A 24,587-nucleotide genomic window follows, 5' to 3' on the forward strand; every position below is an offset into this window, starting at 1 on the left:
CATTCTGTACAACTAAAAGCTCTCATTTCAGGAGGAAATTTGATTTAGTTGCACTCCGTACATCTAAAAAGCCCGGTTTCAGCAGAAATGTCCATTTCAGCTACTCTTAATTGCACAAAATACAAGTAACTCTCAAACTACCCTGCAGCCGCACCTGATAGTTGCAGAAAATACATCTATTACTTAATCTCATCACACTCATATTCGCTTCTACAGCCAGCAGATCCGCAAGCACATTACAAATAGTTGCAGCTCGGATCCCTATGACTGCCCCCCTCTGCTAATCTTCGCAGATTCATAATGTTCGCAGCTTATGCCACCTGCATCTATCTGTCTGAGCATGCAGCCCAGCCGATCATAAAAATTCCCCCTGCATAATCTCCGCCATCTGCCGGAGCAGCCGGGCATTGTCGTCGCGCCCCCGGACCGCGACGCGGATATGGCCGGGCCCCAGGCCGGCATACATGGCGCAGCTGCGCACCAGGATGCCGCTGCGGCCCAGCCTGGCCTGAATTTCCTGCGCGGTCCATGGCGCAGGCAAGCCGGCGAGCAGGAAGTTGGCCTCGCCCGGCGGCACAGCACAACCGAGCTGCAGCAGCCCCTGCCGCAGCACCTCCCGCTCCCCCGCGATTAACTCGCGGGTGCGTGCTTCATAGGCTTGCCCGCTGCGCAGGCAAGCTTCCCCGGCCAGCAGCGCCAGACCGTTCACGCTCCACGTCACCTGCTTGGCGGTCATTGCCGCCGCAAGCTCGGGATGCGCGACCGTGAATCCCAGGCGCAGCCCCGGGATGGCATAGAACTTCGTCATCGAGCGGATCAGCACCGTCTGACGGTACCCCGCCAGCTCCGGCAGCAAAGATTGCCGCCGCTCCTCGGGAATGAAGTCGATGAACGCTTCATCGACCGCAAGAATGGCCCCGCAGCGCTCCGCCTTGCGTGCCAGCAGCCGAAGGTCGTCCAGCGAATACTGGACGCCGTTCGGATTGTTCGGCTGGCCGAGGAACAGCAGATCGACCTGCTCCAGCAGTCCGGCGATGCTCTGCACACCGGCCCGGTATTCCTGCTCCTTCGTTCCCTGAACGGACAAGACCTCCGCGCCGAATTGCTCCGCAAGCTGGCGGTACTCGGAGAAGCAAGGCTCAATGATCCCTACCTTGCGCGGTGCTGCAGCCAGCAGTAGCAGTGCCATTGACTCTGCTGCCCCGTTGCCCACCGTAATCCAGCTGCTGTCCACTTCAAGACTCTCCGCCAGCAGCGACTTTAATCGGCGGTGTCCGGGATCGGGATAAGCCGTAACGGCTTGCCTGGAATCACACAGCAGTTCAAGCACGCCGGGCGGCGGGCCCAGCGGGTTAATATTGGCGCTGAAATCAAGAAACAGGCCGTCCCCTACCCCATAGAGTTCCGCTGCTGTCAGCAAATCACCGCCGTGGCCATATTTTTCAAGCATAGTTCTGCACTCCCTCTGATCTTCCTCGCAGGTATGTTCTTCATTGACCCAATTATTGCCCCTTTGCCAAGAGTACGTCAATGCCCCGGCATCAGTGAATGCGCAGTTGGGCACTTCAGCACACACGGCTGCTTATATGAAGATTGTTTTCTGTTTTGTGAAATGCAAGCTTTTAGTTTAGAATAAATGCAGTAGTTAATCATGCCTAAGCGGAGGAATACACTATGCTTTTTATCGATAACACAGGAATCACAGACGCATCGATTAATCTGGCGATTGAAGAGTTTGCACTTAAAAACCTGCCGATGGACGAAAGCTATCTGCTCTTTTATATCAACAGTCCGTCCATCATCATCGGCAAACACCAGAATACGATTGAAGAGATCAACCAGGAGTATGTAAAAGACAACAACATCCAGGTCGTGCGGCGGTTGTCCGGCGGCGGGGCTGTCTATCATGATCTCGGCAATCTCAACTTCAGCTTCATTACCAAAGACGACGGACAGTCGTTTCATAACTTTCTCAAATTCACCCAGCCGGTGATCGACTACTTGCAGTCCATGGGTGTAAATGCCGAGCTCAGCGGACGCAATGACCTTCAGGTCGGCGAGCAAAAAATCTCCGGAAATGCCCAATTCTCCACACGCGGACGTATGTTCAGCCATGGAACCTTGATGTTCAACCTCAATTTGGATGATGTGCAGGCTTCGCTCAATGTCAATCCGGAGAAATTCAAATCCAAGAGCACCAAATCCGTGCGCAGCCGGGTGGCCAATATCAAGGAGCTGCTCGGCACCGAAATGACGATTGAGGAATTCCGCGAAGGCCTGCTGCGTTCCATCTTTGGCATGGAGCCTTCCGAGGTTCCACAGTACAAGCTGACTATGGACGACTGGGTGCGGATCAATGAAATTTCCAAGGAGCATTACCAGAACTGGGATTGGAACTACGGCCTGTCGCCGAAGAGCAATGTGAAGCATACCCGCAAATTCCCGGCAGGACTCGTCGATATCCGCATGGATATTGAAGACTCCATTATTCAAGAGATCAAAATTTACGGTGACTTCTTCGGCGTCGGCGATGTGGCAGACGTAGAGAACGCACTGCGCGGCAAACGTTATGAGCAAGCTGAGGTCAGAGACGCTCTGTCCGGGCTCGATCTGAAGCATTATTTCGGCCGCATTGAGCCGGAGGACTTTATCGGGCTTATTTTCCTGGAGGAATAGCTTTTCGCAAGTGGAAACGGCTTTGCCGTCCTTTTTAAGGACGGTACCGTTTCAGCGAGAAATAGAAGGATAAGTTATCGTGTGAAACATATAAATTCTTATATTTAAACAAGAACCAGCCAATCTCCATTAACCGGAGTCTGGCTGGTTTTTTTAATGAAACAGCGGTTTCCAGCGCCGTTCCTTCCTCTCTTCACATTCAGCTATGCTTTGGAAAGCTTGCGCTTCTGGTACAGCAAAAGTCCTGTTACAAAATATATTACAGTGAGCAAAGCAATCATTGTGAAATCAAACCATACCTCATGTAAGCCTGCTCCATCGTTCAAGATGTGATTAAAAGCATTGGCAGTATGCGTAAGCGGCAATAAATCTGTGATCCCAAAGGAATGCCCGTGGATTGTAAATATACTCATCTTCGGCAGGGGGAACATACTCCCTGAAAAAAACATTAGAATAAAGAAAGGAAAACAGCCGACAGTTAAAACATCAAAAACGGTATTCAGAAAACTTGCTACCACTAAGCTTATAGCAACCATAGAGAAGCTCGACAGGATCCCAACAACAAGAATGGCGCCAAATCCTCCTGCCGGTCTGTAGCCCAACCCAAGCGCCGTCCAGTAGGACAGAACAATGGCCCCTGCTGCTACGATGGCTTGCGTAATACATATACCGGCAAGAAAATTGAATGCTCCAAGACGGCTGAGCTTCAACCTTATAAGTGTCTTCTTATCATTTTCCTTCACAATGGAAGCTGTGGCTGTAAACAGGATCATTAAAACAGCCAAAGAGATTAAACCCGGAACATAACCTTCAAATTCGTTCAACGGCTGTTTTTTCTCGAGAAAAGTTTCATTTATACTTGCGGTTAACGTTATTTCCGCTGCATCCAGCCCCTGTTTGCTTACAGCATCTGCCACCCATACCGCCGCAACCGGATATCGCATATTTCCCATACTTCCATAAAAGTTTATTTGAGCAGGGTCTGCATTGTTCCCGGCAGCCTTGCCGGCTAATTTGTCAGAATAATCTTCAGGGATCACGATTCCTATATCTACGGCCTTTTCCTTTACCTTTGCTCTTAATTGATCCTCACCACCGAAACCGGTTACATTAAATAGTTGCGAGTTGTCCTGCCCCTTCATATGCTCCAGATTGCTGATTAATTCGATGGACGCGTGGCCTGAATCCAAATTCAGAACGCCTAAATGATAGGTGGTAGGCCCTCCCCCGTAAAAAAGGTTCATCAGTACTAAAAAGAACGGAGAGAACATCAAGACCATCGCGAGAACTTTCCAATCCCTTACGTTTTCCTTAAAGGATTTGGTAACCGAAGCCGCCAGTCTCATTCCCGCAGCCCCCTTCCAGTCACAGCAATAAATGCATCCTCAAGCGTCCGCTTCCGGATCGTCATATCCTCTATATGTATGTTAAAAGCTTGCAATCTCTGGTTCACCTTCGGAATAAGCTCAAGAACTCCACCCGCCCCCAGCAAAAATAATCCATCCGAATAGGTTCTCTCTGTACATTCATCCGGCATTGACTTCAGGACTTGATGGGCCAAATCTGCGCTTACCCCATTTACCCGTATCTGCAGAAGTTCTCCCTGCCCGGATTTTGCCTTGAGCTTCTCAGGAGTGTCTATCAAAAGCACCTTCCCATGGTCCATGATGGCCACCCTGTCTGAAAGTCTGTCGGCTTCATCCATGTCATGTGTAGTGAGAATCACCGTTTTTTCTTGTGCCAGCTGTCTGATGAAGTCACGTACGAGTATTCTGCTCTGGGGATCAAGCCCTGCCTGAGGTTCATCCAAAATAATCAGCTTCGGGTCATGGACAAGTGCCAGCGCGATATTGAGTCTTCTTTGCATTCCGCCTGACAACGTCTTGGCAAGCTTATTTTTTTTCTCGCAAAGTCCAAGCGATTGCAGCAGGCTTTCTGCCTTATTACCGGCTGCTCTGGAACTTAGCCCGTAGGACATACCGGCAAATTTCAATTGTTCAAGGCAGGTAAGCAGCTCCCAGATGACGATTTCCTGCGGACACAGCCCTATCATCCCTTTTACATGCTCATAGCCGGAAGACATGGAGATTCCATTTACAGTAATACGGCCTGAATCCACTTTGAGAAGACCGCACAGCATTCTTATGGTAGTCGTCTTACCGGCACCATTGGGTCCGAGCAACCCGAATACCTCTCCCTTGCGAACCGAAAAGCTTACATTGTCTACTGCGGGCAGTTCACCATATGTTTTGCTTAATCCTTCTACAGAAAGAAAGTTCTCATGCTCCATACATTGGATTACTCCTTTCGTTTATTTCAGCCAGACCTGTTCAAACCGTTCAACCAGAAGCTCAATATCCTCCTCAGGATGAATCATCGCATAAGAAACAACCCCATCGAGTGCCCCCATCAAGGAGATCCCATAGGCTTCAGGGTCCCTAAGATCAGCCTCTCCGGACTCCACTGCTTTTTGAAACATCCCTATAAGGAACGCGGTGCTTTGATTTACATATTCTCTGTAATACTCCATAAGGGCCGGAGCTTGCAAAGCCTTTGACATCGATAAGAAAAAAAAGCTCAGTTCTCGTGGCCTGCTTGCCCAATAGTTCAGATATTCTTTAATATATTGTCTTAATCCATCCATAGCACTGCTATTCGAGTAAGCCTTTTCTGCCATTTCCATGATTGGCTCCGAAAGCTTCTGATTCGCCTCCATCAGGAGGACTTCCTTATTGGGAAAATGATGATAAAAGCCGCCCTTGCTGACACCGGCCCGCTTGGCTATAGCATCTACAGATGCGCCATCATAGCCCTTTTCGAGAAACTCTTCTACGGCTGCCAGGAGCAGAGACTCTACTCTATGTTCCTTTAACTGTTTTTTTGTCATATTCCGTTCTCCATTCCGACCGTCGGTATGTTCAATATAACAAGGTCTATTGGTGAAGTCTGTGAATTAAATAACACCTTGCTCAAGAAGGACGAGAAAAAAGGCTCCCCGCTGCAAACAGCGGAAAGCCTTCGATGCCCCAGGAGGGGTTTCGCCCGTCTCAAGGGGTAAGTACAAATGCATAAATGACCAGTACAAGCGTAAACACAATACAGAGATTCTCTACTGCACTACCCTTCTTCGTGCCGGTGCTCATCAGCTTGAGCCGAAGCTTGAAGGGGATCGGAGGCAGCGGGGTAATTCCGCGCTGAGTCAACGAATCCGCCAGCAGATGCAGCGCATAGGACAGGCCGCCGGCAATCCACAGGCTGCCGCCGTCATTCATTTCCAGGGAGGCAAAATAGAGCAGCGCTCCCCACCCGGCCACCGCGTAGAGCGTATGTGTCAGCCCGCGGTGCGGGACCACGGAGGACACGACCAGCACGCAGGCGGCAATGTAGTTCCACGGGTCGTAATCGTCCGCGAACGCGAACAGTGCCAGCGCAATCAGCAGCATGACGAGATGCCGCAGCCTCCTGCCCGGCAGGAAGGACACGCTGCCCACCAGCAGCGCCAGGGCGATATTCCAGGGCGGAGCTGCAATTTCGGCAAAATAGAGATACACTGCTGCTCCGATCAGAGCCACCTGCAGGATGCGCAGCAGGAATTCGGGAATCGCCTTGCGCACCAGCAATGAATTCGGCTCATCGATATCGGGGAGCAGCGCGCTGACTGCCGCCACGGCGATCGCCGGAATCGTGATTTCATAGCCGAGCAGATTCATAACAGAGAGGGTAACCCCGGTGCTGATTACTAAATGGGATTTGCCCATCATAGAGAACCGCTCCTTTCTAGTTGTCGAAATAAGAACAAGTGTGCGGTTATCGAAGTATACCAAGGTCTGGATTTTTTGTCCAGCCTGGCCTGAATGATTGAGCTTCACTCCTTATACCAGCTGGCCTTTTGCGCAGTTTCGGCTTGTCCTTCCCCCTATTTTAGGATACAATTTGGACAACTTGATACAGCAGCTGAACTCTATCTAACCCTTCTTATATTCCAGGAAAGGATGACCACTGTGACCCGCTCCCGAATCGCCGATCTCAGTCTGCTGCTGGTAGCGATGATGTGGGGCTCAACGTTTCTGATTGTACAGCATGCCGTCAGAGTGCTGCCGCCTCTCGCTTTTAACAGTATCCGGTTTACGGGTGCCGCTCAGCTGCTAGCGCTGATTACCGTTGTTTTTTACCGCCATAAATGGAAAAAGCTAAGCTGGCGCATGGTGGGCCACTCCCTGCTGCTCGGCCTTTTTTTGTTTATGGGCTATGGCTTTCAGACGATGGGCCTGCTGTACACGACCACTTCCAACACCGGATTCATTACCGGTCTGTCGGTGGTGCTTGTCCCCTTCCTGTCCTTGGCGCTGCTGAAACACGCTATATCCCGTTATACCTGGTTTAGTGCAATCCTGGCGGTGGCGGGACTTTATCTGCTGACCTTTACCGGCTCGGCATTTTCCCTGAATAAAGGCGACGGCCTGATTCTGCTCTGTGCTGTCGCTTTTGCGCTGCAGGTTGCCTATACTGGCGTGTATGCTCCGCGTTATCCGGCGCTGCCGCTGGCGACGCTGCAGCTCGCTTTTGTCGGACTGTTCAGCATTGTGGCTTCGCTCCTTGTGGACGGAACCGCACCGCTGGCTCACAGCGGAGAGCTGATCCTGAAACCGGATGTGCTGTGGGCGCTGCTGATATCCATTGGTCCGACGAGTGCGTTTGCCTTCTGGATTCAGACCGCCTGCCAAAAGTACACCACCCCGTCACGGGTAGCCATCATTTACGCTACGGAGCCGGTATTCGCCGTCTTGACCGGCCTTGCCTTCGGCGGTGAGACACTAGGCATCTCCGCTGGTTTCGGCTGCCTCTGCATCCTTGCGGCCATGCTAATGGCGGAGTTCAGCCCTGAACCGGCCAGGAACGGAGTTCTGCAGCAGGATAAGAAATGATCTTGCACAGGACTGAACAGCAGTACAAACCATCACCACAAGCCGGAAATACAAATACAAATAGATAAAACTAAGGAGAGAACCACACATGTACAAATTGATTGCTATCGATATTGACGACACCCTGATCAATGATGAGAAAGAAGTAACTCCCGCAACACAGACCGCACTGGAACAGGCCGTTGCCGCAGGCGTTGTCGTAACTTTGGCTACCGGTCGCGCTTATGCTTCAGCACAAGCCATCGCCCGTCAAACGGGACTGAATGTGCCAATCATCACCTATCAAGGCGCATTGGTGAAGAACCTGATGGATGAAAAAGTACTGTACGAACGTTATGTCCCGCAGGATGCCGTACGCAAGCTGTTCACCTACTGTGTGGAGCATGACCTGCATCTGCAGACTTATATTGACGACAAGCTGTATGCCCGCGAAGAGAACCAGAAGCTGATTGATTACTCCGCGCTGAACGGAACTCAATACTATATTGAGCCGGATTGGGAAAAGCTCGTTCCGCAAAAAACGCCAAAAATGCTCATCATCGACGATCCCGCATTCCTGGACGAACTGTCGCCAATTCTGCGTGAGCTGCTGGGCGATTCCGTCCACATCACGAAGTCGAAGCCGCATTTCCTGGAAATCATGCATCATGAAGGCACCAAAGGCCTGGCGCTTGAGTTCCTTGCGGCCCACTTCGGCTGCGAGCTGTCCGAAACCATTGCTGTGGGAGATTCCTGGAACGACCACGAAATGCTGGAAGCTGCCGGCCTCGGCGTCGCTATGGCCAATTCCATTCCCGCGCTGAAGGAAATCGCTGATTTCATTACACTCAGCAATAACGAAGACGGTGTAAAATTCGCTATCGATAAATTTATTCTGAATAACGTAGAAGCTTAAGCTGAGGTAAACCTTAGGTATGTGTTGTAATGATGGGGAATGCGGATGATTCGGCGGGAACCGGGATTTTGAAGTGTGCGATTGAAGATCGCATAAGTAACCCCCAGCTTAAATGTATTTGCTGCAACTATTTGGGGCAAAAACGATTGATTTTGAGCCTTAGTTGTATTCCGTGCAATTGAAAAAGACGAAAACCGGAATTTTAGCCGGAACCCGCCTACTTAAATGTACAAAGTGCAACTATTCCCAAATTGGTACCGAAAAGTAAAGATATAGCTGTATAAAATACAGTTGACAGCAATTGCGAATAAGCAGATCACTCAGTCTGTACGATGAACCGCTCATTACCTGACTGCTGGTTACTCAACTAACTAATAGTACGCGTTCTGTTGCTCAGGGCCGCATTGACTACTGTATATCGCATATCAATTCTCCACCCTGGCCATTATGCAAAAGGGTGCTTAGTCCCGGGTCTGTAGACCGTGACTAAGCACCCTTTTGTTGTCTAGCGTGGCACAGCTAGCAGCATGCCGGGAAATCTACTGGCTCCGCGCCTATCATCATCGCTTTTACCTCACCAGCACACCTACGCTCCGCACCTGTCATATGGCCTCTACCCCGTCAGCTCCCGCTTCCCGCCGCCAGTGAGCTCCTGCGCTGCGCTCCAGTCCTCCAGACCCTCTCCCTCTTCCAGCTCCAGCTGGGAATGGTAGAGTCCATGGTAACGCCCCTCAGCCGCAAGCAGCTCATCATGACTGCCGCGCTCCGCTACTCTGAACGTGTGAGCGGGAGTCTTAGGCCCGTAACCGCCAGCGTCACATTTTCCGGCAAAATATAAGCTTTTCTCTGATCCACATCATGCGACATATGTGTGTATACGGCGCGTGCCGGCTGAACTATCCGCAGCAGATCTGCTGCTTCCGTCATATCGTACACAGAGCGGGTCGACAGCTCCGCCGCCTCATAATAAAAGCTTGTACCCAGTACCAGCAGATCCAAGCCATGCATGCGCTCCGTTTCCTGCGGTGTAAGGGAGATGGAGTCCGGACAATATACCCACTTATATCCCTCCTTCTCCAGCCGGAAGGCGTAGGAGTATCCGTTTTTGCCGTGATTCACTTTCCACGTGTCGATCTGCCAGCCATCCAGCTCGATCCCGTCATCGCACGGTATCATCTGTATATTGCGGTCCAGCCATGGATATTGCCGCAGAATCACCGGAATCACCTCCGCAGGCGCGTACAGCTCCCCTTTATATCCCATCCAGCGGCAGGCATCTGCCCATTCGGGCAATCCGCCAATATGGTCAAAATGAGCATGGGTCACCAGCAGCCTGCGCATGGTACGCTGCCCAAGCGATTCCATCTGCCGCCGCCAGTCCGGACCACAGTCAATCGCCAAAAAATCACTGCCGTTATCTATAAGCACGGAGGAGCGAAGCCGCACATTCAGCCCGCCCGCTCTAGCCTCCATGCAGGTCTCACAGCTGCAATATACCCGGGGAACGCCCATCGCGTCGCCTGTCCCCAAAAACACCAAGTTATCCATCTCTAATCTCTCCTTCAGTTCCCGTTGCGGAAGTTTAAGTAACCCCTATTATAGTACATCTCCCTCTTCATCTCATATGAGCCGCCAGGCTACCGATCTACCTTGAATCCCCTTGTATCCATTCCGGGGAACGTCAATAACCCCTTTATCATAAAGGAGCTGGGCCTGCTTATTGTTTTCTATAACCTGCTCTTGTCGCAAGTCTACGCCAGTGTAAGAGTAGCCCAAGTATTCGGCCACTATGCCACGCACAGAACCAGCGGTACATGATCTCGCATAAAACGGGGTCAAAGATGCTTGTCCCTCCCCCTACAGCTTCCATAGCAGCACGCATGAATTCAGATTGCCCAGACATGTTATATAAGAGTGAGTCGCCGCGTTCTTCTTCGCTTTGTATCCCCATCTGCAACCACTGTCGCTTGCGCTCCTGCCAGTAACCCTGACGAGTATCAAGCACACTAAAAGGTGGTACGATAAAGCGATCAATAAGCGGGACACGCTCAGGTTCCGTTAGAGGATCTAAATCTCCAACATCAATATCAAAATCACTTAGTTCGCTTAGATCAAAGCCAGACAGCCAGCTCAGCCCCGCCCTCCTGCAGCTCATTCAGCAACTGCGCCAGCGCTTCATCGTCCCAGCGGCCTAACACTTTATTCAGAGCCAGATTCAGCAGGCGCTCCCGCTCCAGGTCCAGGTTGACCACCGATACGGCTAGCTCTGAGCAGCCTTGCTCATTCACCATCACCTTGTATCGCTGATGGCCGCCCACCATGTTGCCGGTTTGCTCGTTCCAGACGATCGGGTCGACATAACCGAATTCGTCCAGACTGCGGCGAAGCTTCTCATACTCAGGATCTCCTGGCTGAAGGTCTTCACGGGGATTATAGACGGCTGCATTGAGCTGGTCAATCGGTATGATTCTGATGTCCATTTATATGCCCCTTTCCAAAAGAAAAAGCACCGGTTAAGGTGCTTCAAAATTCCTTATTCACTCTTCCCTTTTTCTCCGTGCAACCTCTTGCATCTCATGAAATAAAACGATGTTGTCAATTTTCTGCTTAAGCCCAGCAATTGCTCCCACTTCTGTGTCGTCAACATAATCATCACCAGAATTTGATGAGGCTTTGAACCTTTTTTGAGACTTCGTGACAATAATCGTGTAACCCTTATATATTTCCATAATTAAACACCTCCACCCCAATCATACGCCACCCTTCTCAATTACGACAATTATTGTGTTGAGTTGGTTTTTCATCTTGGGATAGGTGGAAACTTAGCGGGATACGAAGAGAATCGGTCCGCCCTGCTCTTTTCCACGCTTCACCACACAAACGCACGTTCCTGAATTAAACGCCTCAGAATGGCTCACAGAAGGCTGTTTTTTGAGCATGAAAAAAGCACCCGAAGGTGCTGGAAAACTCAGACATATTCATCTATCGTAATTAATAGCAGCTTTAATTTTTGCAACAATAATCTGTTTAAGCGCGGCTTCTAGATCCTCTGGGAATGCGGAAATAAACTGACCTACATCATCCCTTGATCCACCGGCTTGTGTAATATCCTTATAAGATACCCTGAATTCAAAACTTCCGATAGATACTATAGATAAAGAAACTTCCCATGTAAGTGGTGATACAACCACTAGTTCTACCGACTCTCCTAAAACGATCCCACTTTCCTTAATTTCCCTAACTACTTGCTTTAAAGCAGCAGTTACTAGATTTTTCATCCGGTTATGCTCGGTGATATGATCCTTTATATCATTTAGCCAATCCGACAATAAAATCACCTCCTTCGACATCATATTTCGACGTTCAGGAATTTTTTCCCTTCTGACAAACCGGCCTGCCACAAAACTGTGCCGTTCCTTCCCAGCGCCCCCATATACAGCCCTCACACTTAGCCGGCTGCTGAGGTGGATCTTTCAAACGCCGCTGCTGTTGCTTCTTCTTCAATTTAATTCCCCCAATATAAAAAAGCCGCCCAATAATGAGCGACTTCGGTTTTGATATGTACGATTTTCAGCGATAAAATTACGTTTTGAACAAAATTCACACGCTTTAAAGAATGGCGTCCGCTCTGCATCCGCAGCAAATGTGCTGCGCTCTTTGCTTAAAATCTTTACGGACTTTGTAACAAAGGAGAACAAGACCATTTTACTAAACCCATATACTGAGAGTCAAAATCTAAAACAATCATTTCTAGCCTAATTTTTCGAAAACCAGCTAGAAATGACCACATTTCTCACTTTTATCGATTTAGACAAAAAATCAATAATTGAAGCAAATCTTACGACAGGAAGCCCTATTCAGACAGCAGTAATAAAAATTATAAATAAATATCCATTCCTATTACTCTTCCCGATGGATCATCCACAATTAAATATACGCCCTTACTTCTAGAGTTAAAATAATTTATTGCAACAGAATCTTTTAGAGCATCCGTATAAAACCAATTAGTAGGAATTATCGGAAAGCGATTTCTGTGCTTGAAGAATGTACTCTTTAGGAAGTCAAATACTTCATCAAAATCCTCTTTCACATAGTTATTATTAATAATTCCTTGTGCAACTTTTAATTGAACATTTTTATTTATTTTTCCATTGGGACGATTTTCTTGACTTCCATACAGATCTTGCACGATCGGGTGTAATTCATTGTTTCTAAATTTTGTCTTATACAGCTCCCTAGCCCCTTCTAAAGGTCTACTGAATTGAATCATATGAGGCATTTCTTCATTGTACCCAAAGTAACCTAATACATCAGAAAAAAAGGGGGCAATATCTCTCATACATTTCTCATACATACTTTTATCGAATAACGGAATTGATGTTATCATATTTTCAGTCATAATAGCAGGAAAGACAAAAAAATCTGCTAAAACTGATAAATGCATGGGTATAGCATCAGAATTCGTAATCTTTTTTACATCACGATCATCCGGTCTTTCTTTATAGTAGGTATCAGGTAGAGAACTAACCATTTCTGTCCACTCGTAAATTTTCAAAATATTCCCTCCAATAGGTAACATCCCTGCAACTCAGATATAGCAGGGATGTTACTTACTTTATCTTTTAACCTTCCCAAACGCCAAAGAATACAGAGTTGGAAGTCGCATTGGTTATATCGTTGAAGACAGTGTTTCTACCAGTAAAAAAACAGTCTGTTACTTCTACTCTGAATTGCCCATCACTTAGATCATAAAAGTTAAACTGTCCCTTTGCAGTCTCAGTTGCAGGATTAAAGGTGAAATACTGACGGGTATCGTCTAAAGAAACCCAATCCATTATTTCAGGACTGTAGTATTGAAGTTCTGCAACTATATAAGCACTTTGAATATCGTCATTGGCACTAAAAGTAAAATTGACTTCTAAAGTTGAACTTCCTACTTTCTTTGCTGCGAGAGACAGTCTTCCAAGATAAATTTCTTGAGGTGTAATTAGATTTGTAGAATTATCTGTAGTGATATTACTTTCTGAAGTAGCAGTATTTATAGTAGTTGAGTCACCAGAATAAATTCCTTCAATAGCTATATTATCAGATTGCGGACTATCAGCAAAAGCAGAAACCGGGGTTAACAATACCAAAGCGAGCATAAAGATAGTTATAAATTTTTTAATCATTTTAACCCTCCATGTCATTTATTTGGTAAATTTGTAAATAACGGCCGTTATTTATTGTTATATTATAGCAATTAATAAAATTTGTCTACTATTTTTTTCCTTTTATGTAATATAACATAACATCAACTTGTGGTTCATTTATTGAAAATATATAAAATCTCCTACTAGAAAAGGCGAGAGTGATTTGCACTTCTACATCGCTGTAGCCGTGCGTGTCACTCTCGCCTGATTTCCACGTTATCAATATGCCATGGAGAAGTGCTGATTTGGTGCCGGAATTGTGCTGAACAAGTGCTAAAAAAGTGCGGTTTTGCGCTAAAACTGCTCATCATCTAATTCAAAGAAGCCTAACAGCTTCAGGTTGTTCGCAATCGTCACAATTCCTGCATCCACCCATCCCCGGACTGTGCTGCTCTTTTCGTCATAACCGAAGAACAAACAGGTTTCCTTTAACGAGTAACCGTCCAAGTACCGGAAACGAATTGCTTTTTTTACATCAGGGTTGAGGATAAGGCTATGTGCCCGTGTGATCGTCTTTGCCCGTAACTGATACTGTTCGTACACCCAGCGTTGTTTCTCAATCAGTATGACGGCGTTAGCCGCCTTATCTGCATACAGCGCATCCTGTTCAATTCGGCGGGCAACCCCCCCATCGATGCCAACCTGTTGAAGATCTTTTGTGTTATTCTCATAGTCTGCCATCAGCAGCGTCATGATTTTATATTTACTGAGCAGGAATTTAGTCCGTTTAATCTCTACCTCGTTTGCTTTTGGAAAGAGCTCGCTTTGTCCAAAAATCCCCTGTGCCATCGCCATCCCTTACTCCCCTTTATCTAAAGGACCCCCGCCCCGGCCAAGGATATGGGGGTCTTTACATATTATCGTTTTTCAAAGCCCGCAAGCTTTTTCCGTAGCTCCGCATTCTCCTGTAGTAGCCGCGCGTTTTCTTCACGTATGGCTTCATATGGCTTAAGTACATTACTATCCTCCTGCCCTACAACCCGCAGTGTCCAAACCTCTTTGTCTGTCTTAGTGAGAAATCCTTTCCTTACAAGCTGCTCGACAAGTGAGTGAGCGGTGGAACGGGATTTCAACTTCAGAAGCTCTGCCACCTCTGTAACTGAAGGAGCACAGCCCCGTTGATCAATGAACTTCTTTATAAGTTCAAGTGTCTCCGACTGGCGCTTTGTAACGGCTTGGTTGTCACGACTCTGTTCCTCCATTCTTGCAAAGAGCTTATCCCAGCAGTTCCCGTATAACGGCGGTTTAATGAGTAGACCCATACATCCGCACATATGACCGCAACAGCAGAACTCGGGACTATACTGAATAGGTGTTCCGCATTCCATACACTTCCACTGGCTACTCATGGATATTGCCGACAATCTCATACACGATCTTAGGTGATAAGAACTCAGAAAGATTATCTGTGGCGTGGAATGGCGTATCGTTTGCTTTGCCTGATCCCCAGAAATATGAAGGGTATGAAGTGCTTTGGTCAGTGTATACATACCAGGACACAGCGCCGTTCAGTGGATATTTCTCTGGAGTTCCATGTCGCACTTCGCCTACAACCAAAATATCTGAATTCATTGAAAGAGACGATGTATTCCGAAAGTGTCAGACCGAGTCATGAGGCATTGGAAGAATTTAAGCATAAACTGCGGGACGCGTTGGATAAATTGTAGGCTGCCAAATATAGGCTTAAATATTCCCATGTAAAAACAGAGCAAAGACCGCCCTCTGCGATGAGGTACGGTCTTATTTGCTGCAGCTTCGGCTGCGCAATCCTATCCGTATGGGCTATATTCCGGCCAGTACCTGATACCAGACTCCACGTTTGGCGTAGAGTGTGCTGCGCACTTCATCCCAGCCGCCAAGATACTGAATATCAAAAAGCCCAGCCGGGACAGGATAATGGTCCGCATTCTCCGCATACACCTGCTCATTCACCGGACGGAAGCCGTATTCGGCGAAGACCTCCTGGGCCTCCCGGGTTGTCAGGAAGTCCACCAGCGCCTCCGCTGCCTCGCGGGTTCCATGCTCATCCACATATTTGTCCACGACCGCCGCAGGATTCTCGATCAGGATCGTATTCTGTGGAATAATAACCTCATATTTCACACCCTGGGCAATCCGCGCCAGCAGCTCATTCTCATAAGTGACGATAACATCGCCCACGCCGTATTCAAAGGCAGCCATCGAAGCCCGCCCGCTTTTGTCCAGAGATTCTACATTCGCGTGTATGCTCTCCAAAAAAGCTTTAGCGGCAGCAGGGTCCTTCACCCCTCCTTGCGCCTCAGACAGCTTGAGACCCGCCCCATAGATGGCGTTGATGTCCCACTGTGCTCCGCCAGAGGTCTTTGGATTGGGATACAGCACCTTAACGCCAGGCTTCGCCAGATCAGCAAAGTCGTGAATTTCCTTCGGGTTGCCTTCACGTGTCCCTAGAGCGACAACCGAGCGGGTTACCATCCCGGCTTTTCCCCGCTCCTTCCAAGTCTTCTCTACCAGCCCTGCCTTCACCAGCTTATCGACATCGCCTTCCATGGCCAGCAGCGTCACATCGGCTTCGAACCCGCCGGCAATTGCCCGGGCTTGGGTCCCCGAAGCCTCATAGGATTCCTGAAAGGCGATAGTCTGGCCGGTCTCCGCCTTCCACTTCGCTGCGAACAACGGCAGAATCTCGCCCATCGCGTCTTTAGCCACGCTATAGGCACCGACCACAAGCGTCAGCTCTCCTTGCTGGGGAGTTTCCTCCGCTGCGGTGTCCTGTTCCTTCGCGCAGCCGGCAAGGGCCAGCGCGAGCAATACCAGCATTAAGGCAGCTAGCCATCCGTGCAGTTGTCTGCTCCTTTTGAAAAGCCTCATACCGGCTCCACATCCTTCGGGGTGTAGGGTTTAAAAATCTGTCTTGACGCTTGGCTGGGGGAGCATTTGCCTATGGTGCAGCTATCAGCAGATATAAGATGTACTTCAAGCACTGCTCAAAGGCTCGCTCACAACTGCGGTGAATATTTGGACTTCCGGTCGCTGTTATGTTTGGATTTCCTGATTTGAACCGCTGCTAGCGGTAGAAATCCAAACATAAAGGCGAACGCTGTCGCTCCTACAGTTCCAAAATTCCCCTCCGTTGCTTTCACCCGTTATGGTTGGCTAAAGTTCATCTAACTTCATCGCGGGCGCTGTCGCTTCTCCCGCTCCAACTCTCCTCTTGCCGCCTGACAACAGATTGTTAAACCCTGTTTTTTATTTAATAGAAACTGCACCGTCCTGCTGCGGACGGTTAACGATATGAAATCTAGTGAGTGATTAAATGAATACAGGCATTGGGTCTTCCTTCAGCCCGTTCTCCTGGATCCAGCTCCGCTCATCATTAAACAGATAGGCACGGTGGACAAGCACGGCGATCTCCTGGCCCGGCTGCAAGGTTTCCTTCTCCAGTGAACGGTAGGTCACCAGCTTGTGGCCGTTCACTTCCACCTCTACCAGCCATTCGCTACCGCGGAAATGCAGATGCTTCACGACACCCTGTTCCGTGGCCGAAGCCATTTTAAATTCATTCAGATGGCCCACTTCGATATACTCAGGGCGGATCAAGGCTTTGGTCGGCTTTCCGCCGCCCGCATTCTTAAAGCCCTTCAGCTCGGAGGCGCTTTCGATCAGTGTGGACTCGCCGATAAAGGTCGCCACGAACGGCGTCTTCGGCTCTTTGTAAATATCCCAAGGCGTGCCTTTCTGCTCCAGCCGGCCCTGGTTGATGATCATGATCTCATCGGCCACTTCAATCGCTTCGTCCTGGTCATGTGTAACGAAGATGGAGGTGATCCCGACACGTTCGATCAGCTCGCGCAGCCAGGAACGCAGCTCCTGGCGGATCTTTGCATCAATCGCTGCAAACGGCTCATCCAACAGCAGCAGCTGCGGCTCAGGCGCAAGTGCCCGGGCAAAAGCCACCCGCTGGCGCTGGCCGCCGGAGAGCTGATGGGGATACCGTTTCTCGAACCCCTTCAGTCCTGTGAGCTCCACCAGTTCCATAACACGGTTCTGGATCGTATTTTTGTTTACCTTTTTCACCTTAAGACCAAAAGCAATATTCTCATAAACGGTCATGTGCTTGAACAGTGCATAGTTCTGGAAAACAAAGCCGATTTCCCGCTCCTGCGGCGGAAGATTTTTCACCGCCCGGCCGTGAAAAATGATCTCGCCGCTGTCCGGCGTCTCCAGTCCTGCCAGCATGCGCAGAATCGAGGTTTTGCCGCCTCCGCTGGGCCCGAGCAGCCCGATCAGATGACCTTTGGTAATCCCGAAATCAACGTCCTTGACGGCATGAAAATCTCCAAAATGTTTATTCAGACCCCGAACCTCGACATGCATACCTAATGCACTCCCTTTCTTCTCTTGCTCCATTCCATCAACAGCAGCAGACCCGCGGAAAATGCGGCCAGCACCAGCGCTATCCCGCCCGCAGCCGTTACATTGAAATTCTCGACATCCTGGTAGACCAGCGTGGTCGCGGTCTGGGTCTTGTTCATGATGTTGCCGGAAACGACAAGCACCGCACCAAATTCACCAAGCGAGCGCGCAACCGTTAGAATTACACCATAGATTACCGCCCAGCGGATCGACGGCCAGGTCACCTTCCAAAATGTTGTCCAGCCATAGGCTCCAAGCGTTGAAGCCGCCTCTTCCTGCTGTGAACCGATCTCCTGGAGCACCGGCATCACTTCACGCACCATTAAAGGGAAGGTTACAAAGAGCGTAGCAATGACCATCCCGGGAAAAGCGTACACAATTTTCAGTCCGATTTGTTCAAAGATTGACCCCAAAGCGCTGTCTGGGCCCAGCAGCAGCACAATCATCAGCCCGCCGATAACCGGAGAAACCGCATAGGGCAAATCTACAATGCTGTTTAGCAGCCCTTTTACCCGTTTCCCCAGCCAGTTTGCCCGCACCAGATAAAGAGCCATCATAATGCCAAACAGCGTGTTCAGCAGCGTAACGACAACTACGACAAACCCGGTCATCATCAGCGCATGCAGCGCCTCCGGTCTGCTCAGGGCGGCCCAGAAGCCGCCGAAGCCTTCACTGAAAGCCCCCATTGCCATCTTGCCCAGCGGTGCAGCAATCAGCAGGAAAAATACTAGATAAGTTAGTCCAATCCATAATTTTCTCATGACCGTCTCCCCCGCATCTGCAGCAGATTGATCATCCAGAGAATGAGGAAGGACAACGTCAGCAGAATGATGGAAACTGCAGCGGCCCCCACCGGATTATCACTCTCCACTTCCCCGAAAATAAAAACGGAAGAGACGAGTGTACGGCCCGGAATATTGCCTGCTACCAATACAACCGCTCCGAACTCCGCAAGCGCACGTGAGAAGGCCAGCATCCCGCCGCTGATCATCCCCGGTGCCATGGAGGGCAGAATCACCTGCCTGAATACACGGCTGCTCTTGGCTCCCATCGTATAAGCTGCTTCTTCCTCGGAAGGGTCAAGCTCCTCCAGCAGCGGCTGAACCGCACGGATTACGAAGGGGAAAGTTACAAAAACCATTGCGATTACAATCGCCGGCTGATGAAACACAATTTCAAAGCCCAGCGCCTCCGCGAGGCCGCCAATCAGGCTGCCTGGACCCAGCAGCAGGAGAATCATCAGTCCACCTACTGCTGTTGGCAGGGCAAAAGGCAGATCAACAAGACTGTTCAGCAATGACTTGCCGGGGAATTGATAACGAATAAGGACCCAGGCAATCATCGTGCCGAGTACAACATTAATAACTGTGGCAATAACGGCCAGTTTTAAGGTCAAGAATACCGACTTCCAGGCAATTGGGTCGCTTATGGCTTCAGCAAAACTGCCGAACCCTAGCGAAAATGAATTGTAATAAACGCCCAGTATAGGCAAAACGATAAGAATTACGAAATACAACAGTATAGTTGAGCGAAATCCCCAAGTCCAACCCTTGTGTCTAAGCAGCGAATTCAAGTTATAAGTCCCCCCACCTCCGGCTTACCGGTCGGTTTACTTGCCTTTATACCCATAATTATTCCTATTAATATACTTGGTTTAATATTATCACTACTTTACCAAATGCCTCTGGTATCGTCAATTACTTTCACAGACTTTTGGGGTAAAATATATTATCATTCCAACTTCTGTAGCACCGAAAGGAGATACTTACTAATGCTTCATACCATGGAGATCACGACCAGCAAGCGGGACGAATTGCGGGATATTACCCGCGAAGTTATTTCCTATGTTAAAAAGAGCGGTGTACAGAACGGGATTATCGTCGTGTATTGTCCGCATACCACCGCAGGAATTGCGATCAACGAAAATGCCGATCCCGACGTGAAGCATGATGTGCTGATGAGACTTGACGAAGTTTTTCCCTGGGAGCATCCCAACTACCGTCATGCGGAAGGAAATACCGCCGCTCATCTGAAATCGATTACTGCCGGTCCCTCACAGAGCATTATTATCCACGAAGGCGCGCTACTGCTTGGACGGTGGCAGGGCATCTACTTCTGCGAGTTCGACGGACCGAGACGGCGGCAGTGTTATCTGAAAATTGTCGAGGGGTAGGCAGACCCGAAAGTTATAGCTATTATTGTATAGAAAAAGCGGCTCCGCCAGTTACGGGGATCCGCCTTCTATACAATGTATAGCCTCTATAACACTTTCGCCATGCAAAGTTATACCAATGCAACGTTCTAAAGTGTGAAGAGCTAGAAAAACGGTATTTTTACAAACTGCGGCTTAGTACTTTGACATGTGTCAATGCGGCCTCTTTGACATCATCGAAAGAAACTTTATCCTGAATGTAATAAGAAATGAATCCGTGAGCGGATAAAAACAAGGTTAATGGCACGCTCTGCCAATCCTCCGAAACATAACCCTCTTCCTTCATATGGCTGCGTACAATACTTGAGAATAACTCAAAACATCGTCCCTGTTCCGCTCGACAATAAGCAAGCAGCTCTTCATCCCGGATCATGAACATAATCTCATATTGGTAAGGATGATCCAGTCCGAAGCGGATAAACTCCATAATAAGCTGTTCCACCCGGGTCATTCCCGGTTCAGGCGGTTTGTTCATTGCTTCATTAAGCAGTATTGCCACATGATTGAAATCCTCTACTACAATGGCGTAGAACAACTCCGCCTTTTCCTTGAAATGATAATAAAGAGAGCCGTGGCTATACCCCAAATGCTGACCGATGCTGCGCATGGAAATCGCCCGGTATCCTTTGGTGATAAACAGATGCCTTGCCGCCTCCAATATTCTTTCCCTCGACAACTCTCTCTCCACTGCTCTTCTTGCCATATCTTATTCCCCTTCGCTGTAGTAAAGCCGCCGCCCTTCAGTTACCAGGGATTGCCCCTCGGTAAGATCTGTTATCCATGCCTTAAATGCGTCGCCTTCATCATTTCGCGGGAGACACAGCAGCTTGACTTTATCTGTAAACGAAGTTTCTCCGGTCTTAATGCCTTTATTTCTCAGCTCATTTTCGACCTTGCCCAGCCAGGTGTACTCGATTTCCACGAATACTTCCCGCCTCAGCACACGGGTGATCACTTCTCCAGCTTCGAGTGCCAGCACTGCCCCATCCGTATACGCCCGGATTAGTCCTCCTGCTCCCAGCATGATGCCTCCAAAATAACGGGTAACAACAATTGCGACATTTTTAACACCTTGGTTGCGGATTACCTCCAAAATCGGTTTACCGGCCGTTCCACTCGGTTCCCCGTCATCCGATTGCCTCTGAATCTCGTCCCTCTCACCAATCGTATAAGCAGAGCAGTTATGTGTAGCATTCCAATGCTGCTTCTTGATGTTCTCGATAAATTGCACCGCTTCTTCTTCATTCTCCACCGGCATTACATGGCCGATGAAGCGTGATTTACGGATTACGACTTCCCGGAAACCGGGAGAACGCACCGTCCGATATTGTTCCAGCATCCTTATTCCAGTCCTTACCTACGTATGATAACTTGATATAGTTTAGGAGCAGCCCCGGTATGGATTACCTATGGACTGCTCCCTGATGATTACTTAGTATGAATGTTCTGTGTTAGGCAGGTACTACTCAGTAAGTCTGGCTTCGAGCTCAGCCTTTTCTTTCTCGTAACCCGGTTTGCCCAGCAGCGCGAACATATTTTTCTTGTATGCTTCTACGCCCGGTTGATCGAACGGGTTAACACCCAGCAGATATCCGCTGATACCGCAGGCTTTTTCAAAGAAATACACCAGATAACCGAAAGTATAAGGCGTTTGATCAGGGATGGTAACGATCAGGTTCGGCACTTGTCCGTCCGTGTGCGCCAGCATGGTTCCCTGGAAAGCCTTCTTGTTAACGAAATCCATTGTCTTGCCGGTCAGGAAGTTCAGACCGTCCAGATCATCCGGATCGTTCTCGATCGTTACATGATGCTCCACCTTCTCCACTTGGATAACTGTTTCAAAGATGTTGCGGTTACCCTCCTGAATGAATTGGCCCATCGAGTGCAAATCTGTGGAGAAGTCTACAGAAGAAGGATAGATTCCTTTGAAATCTTTGCCTTCGCTTTCGCCGTAAAGCTGTTTCCACCACTCCGATACAAAATGCAGGGACGGCTCGTAGTTTACGAGAATTTCCGTTGTTTTGCCTTTGCGGTATAGAGCGTTACGTACTGCAGCATATTGATAGCTCTGGTTAGTAGCCACGTCAGGGTTGTTGAACTCATCTGCTGCGGCTGCGGCCCCTTGCATCATTTCTTCGATGTTGATTCCTGCTACGGCGATTGGCAGCAAGCCTACCGGCGTCAGCACGGAATAACGGCCGCCTACATCATCAGGAATAATAAACGACTCATAGCCTTCTTCATTAGCCAGCTTCTTGAGCGCGCCTTTCTCCTTATCAGTAGTAGCGTAGATGCGTTTGCGTGCTTCTTCCTTGCCATATTTCTTCTCCAGCGCTGCGCGGAAAATGCGGAAGGCAATAGCCGGTTCAGTGGTTGTTCCGGATTTGGAAATGACGTTCACGGAGAAGTCTTTGCCTTCTACAAGATCAAGCAGGTGCGTGATGTATGTAGAGCTGATATTGTTACCGGCAAAATAAACTTCCGGCGTCTTGCGTTGGTCCTTCGAAAGGTTATTGTAGAAGGAATGCGAAAGTGCCTCAATGGCAGCACGCGCGCCCAGATAAGAACCGCCGATACCGATAACGATGAGTACATCGGAATCATTTTGAATTTTCTTGGCAGCTTGTTGAATACGTGCGAACTCTTCCTTGTCATAGGCTGTAGGCAGATCAATCCAGCCAAGGTAGTCGGAACCTGCGCCACTCTTGTTGTGAAGCTGTTCATGAGCCAATTTCACGGGAGCGGCAAAATAATCGATCTCTTGCTGGCTGAAGAAGGAAAGAGCTTTGGTGTAGTCAAAATTAATCTTCTTGGACATCGGTAATGGTAACCTCCTGTTTATCTCTTTAGATTTGACACCGTTTGTTACAACTTTATAATTAGGATACTTTAAATCGCCTTGACTGGCAAGGTCTTAAGGCACATCCCCGGCTTTAGAACCATGTTTTTGGAAGTTTCATGGAAGCGTTTGCCGTGTAATCATGGGAGCCTCTCCTGTGGAACAAGCCCGGGTGCCGTGATAGAATGTAGAAAAACATGGCTAAAGAATCTGAGCCGGGAACTACTGGTTCAATTTCTATAGTAATCTCAAAGAGCGAAGGTGGAAATGGAATGAAACAGATCGGCTTTATTGGACTCGGTACAATGGGAGCCCCCATGGCTTCCAACCTTCTGCGCGGCGGTTTTCAGGTTACGGTATATAACCGTACAGCCGCTAAATGCGAGCCTCTCGTTGCAGAAGGCGCGTTGAGTGCATCTACTCCGCAGGACGCGGCAGAGGGTAAGGATGTTATTATGACCATGATCAGCAATGATGATTCGATCCGGGAAGTATTCTACGGCCAGGGCGGCATCCTGGAGGCCCTTAAACCGGGAGCCGTTATCATCGATTCCAGTACGATCTCACCCGGACTGGTGCGGGAAATCGCAGCCGCGGTGGAAGAACGCGGCGGGAAATTCCTCGATGCGCCTGTCACCGGCAGTAAACCAGCGGCTGTCGAAGGCACGCTGGTATTTATGGTTGGTGGCAGTGCAGAGGTGATTGAAGAACACCGCGATATCTTCGACACACTTGGCCGCAAGCTGCTGCACATGGGTGACAACGGCAGCGGTGCCGTTGCCAAGCTTGCTCATAATGCTATGGTCGGGATTCATAATGTCGCCCTCGCTGAAGGCTTCTCTATCGCCGTGAAGTCAGGCGTTCCTGCGGACAAATTCCTTGAGCTCGTCCAGAACGGTTCAGCCGGCAGCAAGCAGGCAGAGCTCAAAGGCCGCAAAATTATCGAAAATGACTTCAGCAACCAATTCTCACTCGCACTAATGCTGAAGGACCTGAAGCTCGCCTCCTCGCTCAGCGATTCCACAGGTGTGCCTTCACCAATGCTTGGCCTTGCCAAAAGTATGTTCCAAGCCGGATATACCCAAGGGTATGGTGATGAAGATCTCTCTGCTGTCGTCAAATGTTATGAAGAGTGGATCGGCCAGAAGATTGGCGCTGGCGCTAGCCATGAGTAGAAATTTAATTTATAGATTAAACTTAAGATTTCCCCATTTGGGCGAGAACGTAACTACGGTGAATATTTGGACTTCCGGCCGCTGTTGTCCCCAGATTTCTTGATTTAACCCGCTATATGCGGTGGAAATCCGGTGACTGGTTACTAGAGTAAAGAGCTGGTTTGTACCCAGCCCCTCCTCATCAAACCGTACGTGAGGTTTTCCCTCATACGGCTTTCCGATGTTCGTCACTCATGGGCATGCAACCTTCACGGCCTTGGCTCCATAAGCTAGTTTCC

General features: G+C 49.0%; 25 protein-coding genes. 5 read left to right on the forward strand and 20 right to left on the reverse strand.

What is annotated here, in order from left to right:
• Nucleotides 1-355: 355 nt before the first annotated feature.
• Nucleotides 356-1,450 (reverse strand): threonine-phosphate decarboxylase CobD, encoded by a 1,095-nt coding sequence (gene cobD / locus ACQ76X_RS34365; protein ID WP_438498347.1) that lies wholly within the window; start codon nucleotides 1,448-1,450, stop codon nucleotides 356-358.
• Nucleotides 1,451-1,674: 224 nt separating this feature from the next.
• Here cobD and ACQ76X_RS34370 point away from each other — a divergent pair, with 224 nt between their 5' ends.
• Nucleotides 1,675-2,676, forward strand: a complete 1,002-nt coding sequence (locus ACQ76X_RS34370; protein ID WP_038587155.1) for a lipoate--protein ligase — start codon at nucleotides 1,675-1,677, stop codon at nucleotides 2,674-2,676.
• Nucleotides 2,677-2,879: 203 nt separating this feature from the next.
• Here ACQ76X_RS34370 and ACQ76X_RS34375 read toward each other — a convergent pair whose 3' ends face one another.
• The 4 genes from ACQ76X_RS34375 to ACQ76X_RS34390 form a co-directional block, all read right to left on the reverse strand.
• Nucleotides 2,880-4,022 (reverse strand): ABC transporter permease, encoded by a 1,143-nt coding sequence (locus tag ACQ76X_RS34375; RefSeq protein WP_438498320.1) that lies wholly within the window; start codon nucleotides 4,020-4,022, stop codon nucleotides 2,880-2,882.
• Nucleotides 4,019-4,966: an ABC transporter ATP-binding protein gene (locus ACQ76X_RS34380; RefSeq protein WP_438498322.1), complete on the reverse strand. Its 948-nt coding sequence runs from the start codon at nucleotides 4,964-4,966 to the stop codon at nucleotides 4,019-4,021. The genes ACQ76X_RS34375 and ACQ76X_RS34380 overlap by 4 nt, the downstream gene beginning before the upstream one ends.
• Nucleotides 4,967-4,987: 21 nt before the next feature.
• Complete coding sequence (locus tag ACQ76X_RS34385; protein WP_438498324.1) at nucleotides 4,988-5,563, reverse strand: TetR/AcrR family transcriptional regulator; 576 nt, start codon at nucleotides 5,561-5,563, stop codon at nucleotides 4,988-4,990.
• A 160-nt stretch (nucleotides 5,564-5,723) separates the two neighbouring features.
• Entirely contained in the window at nucleotides 5,724-6,437 is a 714-nt protein-coding gene (locus ACQ76X_RS34390; RefSeq protein WP_438498326.1) for a metal-dependent hydrolase, read from the reverse strand.
• Between the two features lie 240 nt (nucleotides 6,438-6,677).
• Between ACQ76X_RS34390 and ACQ76X_RS34395 the strand changes: the two genes are divergently transcribed.
• Both ACQ76X_RS34395 and ACQ76X_RS34400 read left to right on the forward strand, forming a co-directional pair.
• Nucleotides 6,678-7,601, forward strand: coding sequence for a DMT family transporter (locus ACQ76X_RS34395; RefSeq protein ID WP_438498328.1), 924 nt, complete (start codon nucleotides 6,678-6,680; stop codon nucleotides 7,599-7,601).
• 88 nt (nucleotides 7,602-7,689) lie between these two features.
• Nucleotides 7,690-8,496, forward strand: coding sequence for a Cof-type HAD-IIB family hydrolase (locus tag ACQ76X_RS34400; protein WP_038587139.1), 807 nt, complete (start codon nucleotides 7,690-7,692; stop codon nucleotides 8,494-8,496).
• 768 nt (nucleotides 8,497-9,264) lie between these two features.
• Here ACQ76X_RS34400 and ACQ76X_RS34405 read toward each other — a convergent pair.
• The 12 genes from ACQ76X_RS34405 to cysT form a co-directional block, all read right to left on the reverse strand.
• Entirely contained in the window at nucleotides 9,265-10,044 is a 780-nt protein-coding gene (locus ACQ76X_RS34405; RefSeq protein WP_438498331.1) for an MBL fold metallo-hydrolase, read from the reverse strand.
• Between the two features lie 563 nt (nucleotides 10,045-10,607).
• Nucleotides 10,608-10,976, reverse strand: coding sequence for a ParB N-terminal domain-containing protein (locus ACQ76X_RS34410; RefSeq protein WP_438498332.1), 369 nt, complete (start codon nucleotides 10,974-10,976; stop codon nucleotides 10,608-10,610).
• A gap of 57 nt (nucleotides 10,977-11,033) precedes the next feature.
• Entirely contained in the window at nucleotides 11,034-11,225 is a 192-nt protein-coding gene (locus ACQ76X_RS34415; protein ID WP_438498333.1) for a hypothetical protein, read from the reverse strand.
• A gap of 249 nt (nucleotides 11,226-11,474) precedes the next feature.
• The gene (locus ACQ76X_RS34420; protein ID WP_438498334.1) at nucleotides 11,475-11,825 is read right to left on the reverse strand and encodes a hypothetical protein; all 351 of its coding nucleotides are present in this window, start codon (nucleotides 11,823-11,825) and stop codon (nucleotides 11,475-11,477) included.
• A gap of 548 nt (nucleotides 11,826-12,373) precedes the next feature.
• Nucleotides 12,374-13,051: a hypothetical protein gene (locus tag ACQ76X_RS34425; protein ID WP_438498335.1), complete on the reverse strand. Its 678-nt coding sequence runs from the start codon at nucleotides 13,049-13,051 to the stop codon at nucleotides 12,374-12,376.
• 67 nt (nucleotides 13,052-13,118) lie between these two features.
• On the reverse strand, nucleotides 13,119-13,667 hold the full coding sequence (locus ACQ76X_RS34430; RefSeq protein WP_438498336.1) for a hypothetical protein: 549 nt from the start codon (nucleotides 13,665-13,667) through the stop codon (nucleotides 13,119-13,121).
• Nucleotides 13,668-13,982: 315 nt separating this feature from the next.
• A complete protein-coding gene (locus ACQ76X_RS34435) occupies nucleotides 13,983-14,483 on the reverse strand; it encodes a hypothetical protein (protein WP_438498338.1) in 501 nt (166 codons plus the stop codon).
• Nucleotides 14,484-14,545: 62 nt separating this feature from the next.
• The gene (locus ACQ76X_RS34440) at nucleotides 14,546-14,950 is read right to left on the reverse strand and encodes a helix-turn-helix domain-containing protein (RefSeq protein ID WP_438498340.1); all 405 of its coding nucleotides are present in this window, start codon (nucleotides 14,948-14,950) and stop codon (nucleotides 14,546-14,548) included.
• A 520-nt stretch (nucleotides 14,951-15,470) separates the two neighbouring features.
• Entirely contained in the window at nucleotides 15,471-16,538 is a 1,068-nt protein-coding gene (locus ACQ76X_RS34445; RefSeq protein WP_438498342.1) for a sulfate ABC transporter substrate-binding protein, read from the reverse strand.
• Between the two features lie 441 nt (nucleotides 16,539-16,979).
• Nucleotides 16,980-18,044, reverse strand: coding sequence for a sulfate/molybdate ABC transporter ATP-binding protein (locus ACQ76X_RS34450; protein WP_438498344.1), 1,065 nt, complete (start codon nucleotides 18,042-18,044; stop codon nucleotides 16,980-16,982).
• A gap of 2 nt (nucleotides 18,045-18,046) precedes the next feature.
• Nucleotides 18,047-18,844: a sulfate ABC transporter permease subunit gene (locus ACQ76X_RS34455; protein ID WP_038587126.1), complete on the reverse strand. Its 798-nt coding sequence runs from the start codon at nucleotides 18,842-18,844 to the stop codon at nucleotides 18,047-18,049.
• Entirely contained in the window at nucleotides 18,841-19,656 is an 816-nt protein-coding gene (gene cysT / locus ACQ76X_RS34460; RefSeq protein ID WP_038587124.1) for a sulfate ABC transporter permease subunit CysT, read from the reverse strand. The genes ACQ76X_RS34455 and cysT overlap by 4 nt, the downstream gene beginning before the upstream one ends.
• A gap of 198 nt (nucleotides 19,657-19,854) precedes the next feature.
• Here cysT and ACQ76X_RS34465 point away from each other — a divergent pair, with 198 nt between their 5' ends.
• The gene (locus ACQ76X_RS34465) at nucleotides 19,855-20,256 is read left to right on the forward strand and encodes a secondary thiamine-phosphate synthase enzyme YjbQ (protein WP_076111178.1); all 402 of its coding nucleotides are present in this window, start codon (nucleotides 19,855-19,857) and stop codon (nucleotides 20,254-20,256) included.
• A gap of 160 nt (nucleotides 20,257-20,416) precedes the next feature.
• Here ACQ76X_RS34465 and ACQ76X_RS34470 read toward each other — a convergent pair whose 3' ends face one another.
• From ACQ76X_RS34470 to ACQ76X_RS34480, 3 genes are all read right to left on the reverse strand, one after another.
• Nucleotides 20,417-20,998, reverse strand: coding sequence for a TetR/AcrR family transcriptional regulator (locus ACQ76X_RS34470; RefSeq protein WP_038587118.1), 582 nt, complete (start codon nucleotides 20,996-20,998; stop codon nucleotides 20,417-20,419).
• A gap of 3 nt (nucleotides 20,999-21,001) precedes the next feature.
• Nucleotides 21,002-21,634: a YigZ family protein gene (locus ACQ76X_RS34475; protein WP_038587115.1), complete on the reverse strand. Its 633-nt coding sequence runs from the start codon at nucleotides 21,632-21,634 to the stop codon at nucleotides 21,002-21,004.
• A 123-nt stretch (nucleotides 21,635-21,757) separates the two neighbouring features.
• Nucleotides 21,758-23,113, reverse strand: coding sequence for a glucose-6-phosphate isomerase (locus ACQ76X_RS34480; RefSeq protein WP_038587113.1), 1,356 nt, complete (start codon nucleotides 23,111-23,113; stop codon nucleotides 21,758-21,760).
• 293 nt (nucleotides 23,114-23,406) lie between these two features.
• Between ACQ76X_RS34480 and ACQ76X_RS34485 the strand changes: the two genes are divergently transcribed.
• Entirely contained in the window at nucleotides 23,407-24,309 is a 903-nt protein-coding gene (locus ACQ76X_RS34485) for an NAD(P)-dependent oxidoreductase (RefSeq protein WP_438498345.1), read from the forward strand.
• The last annotated feature ends 278 nt before the right edge of the window (nucleotides 24,310-24,587 follow it).

The organism is Paenibacillus sp. IHBB 3054 (genome assembly GCF_051594305.1).
Taxonomy (GTDB): Bacteria; Bacillota; Bacilli; order Paenibacillales; family Paenibacillaceae; genus Paenibacillus_AQ.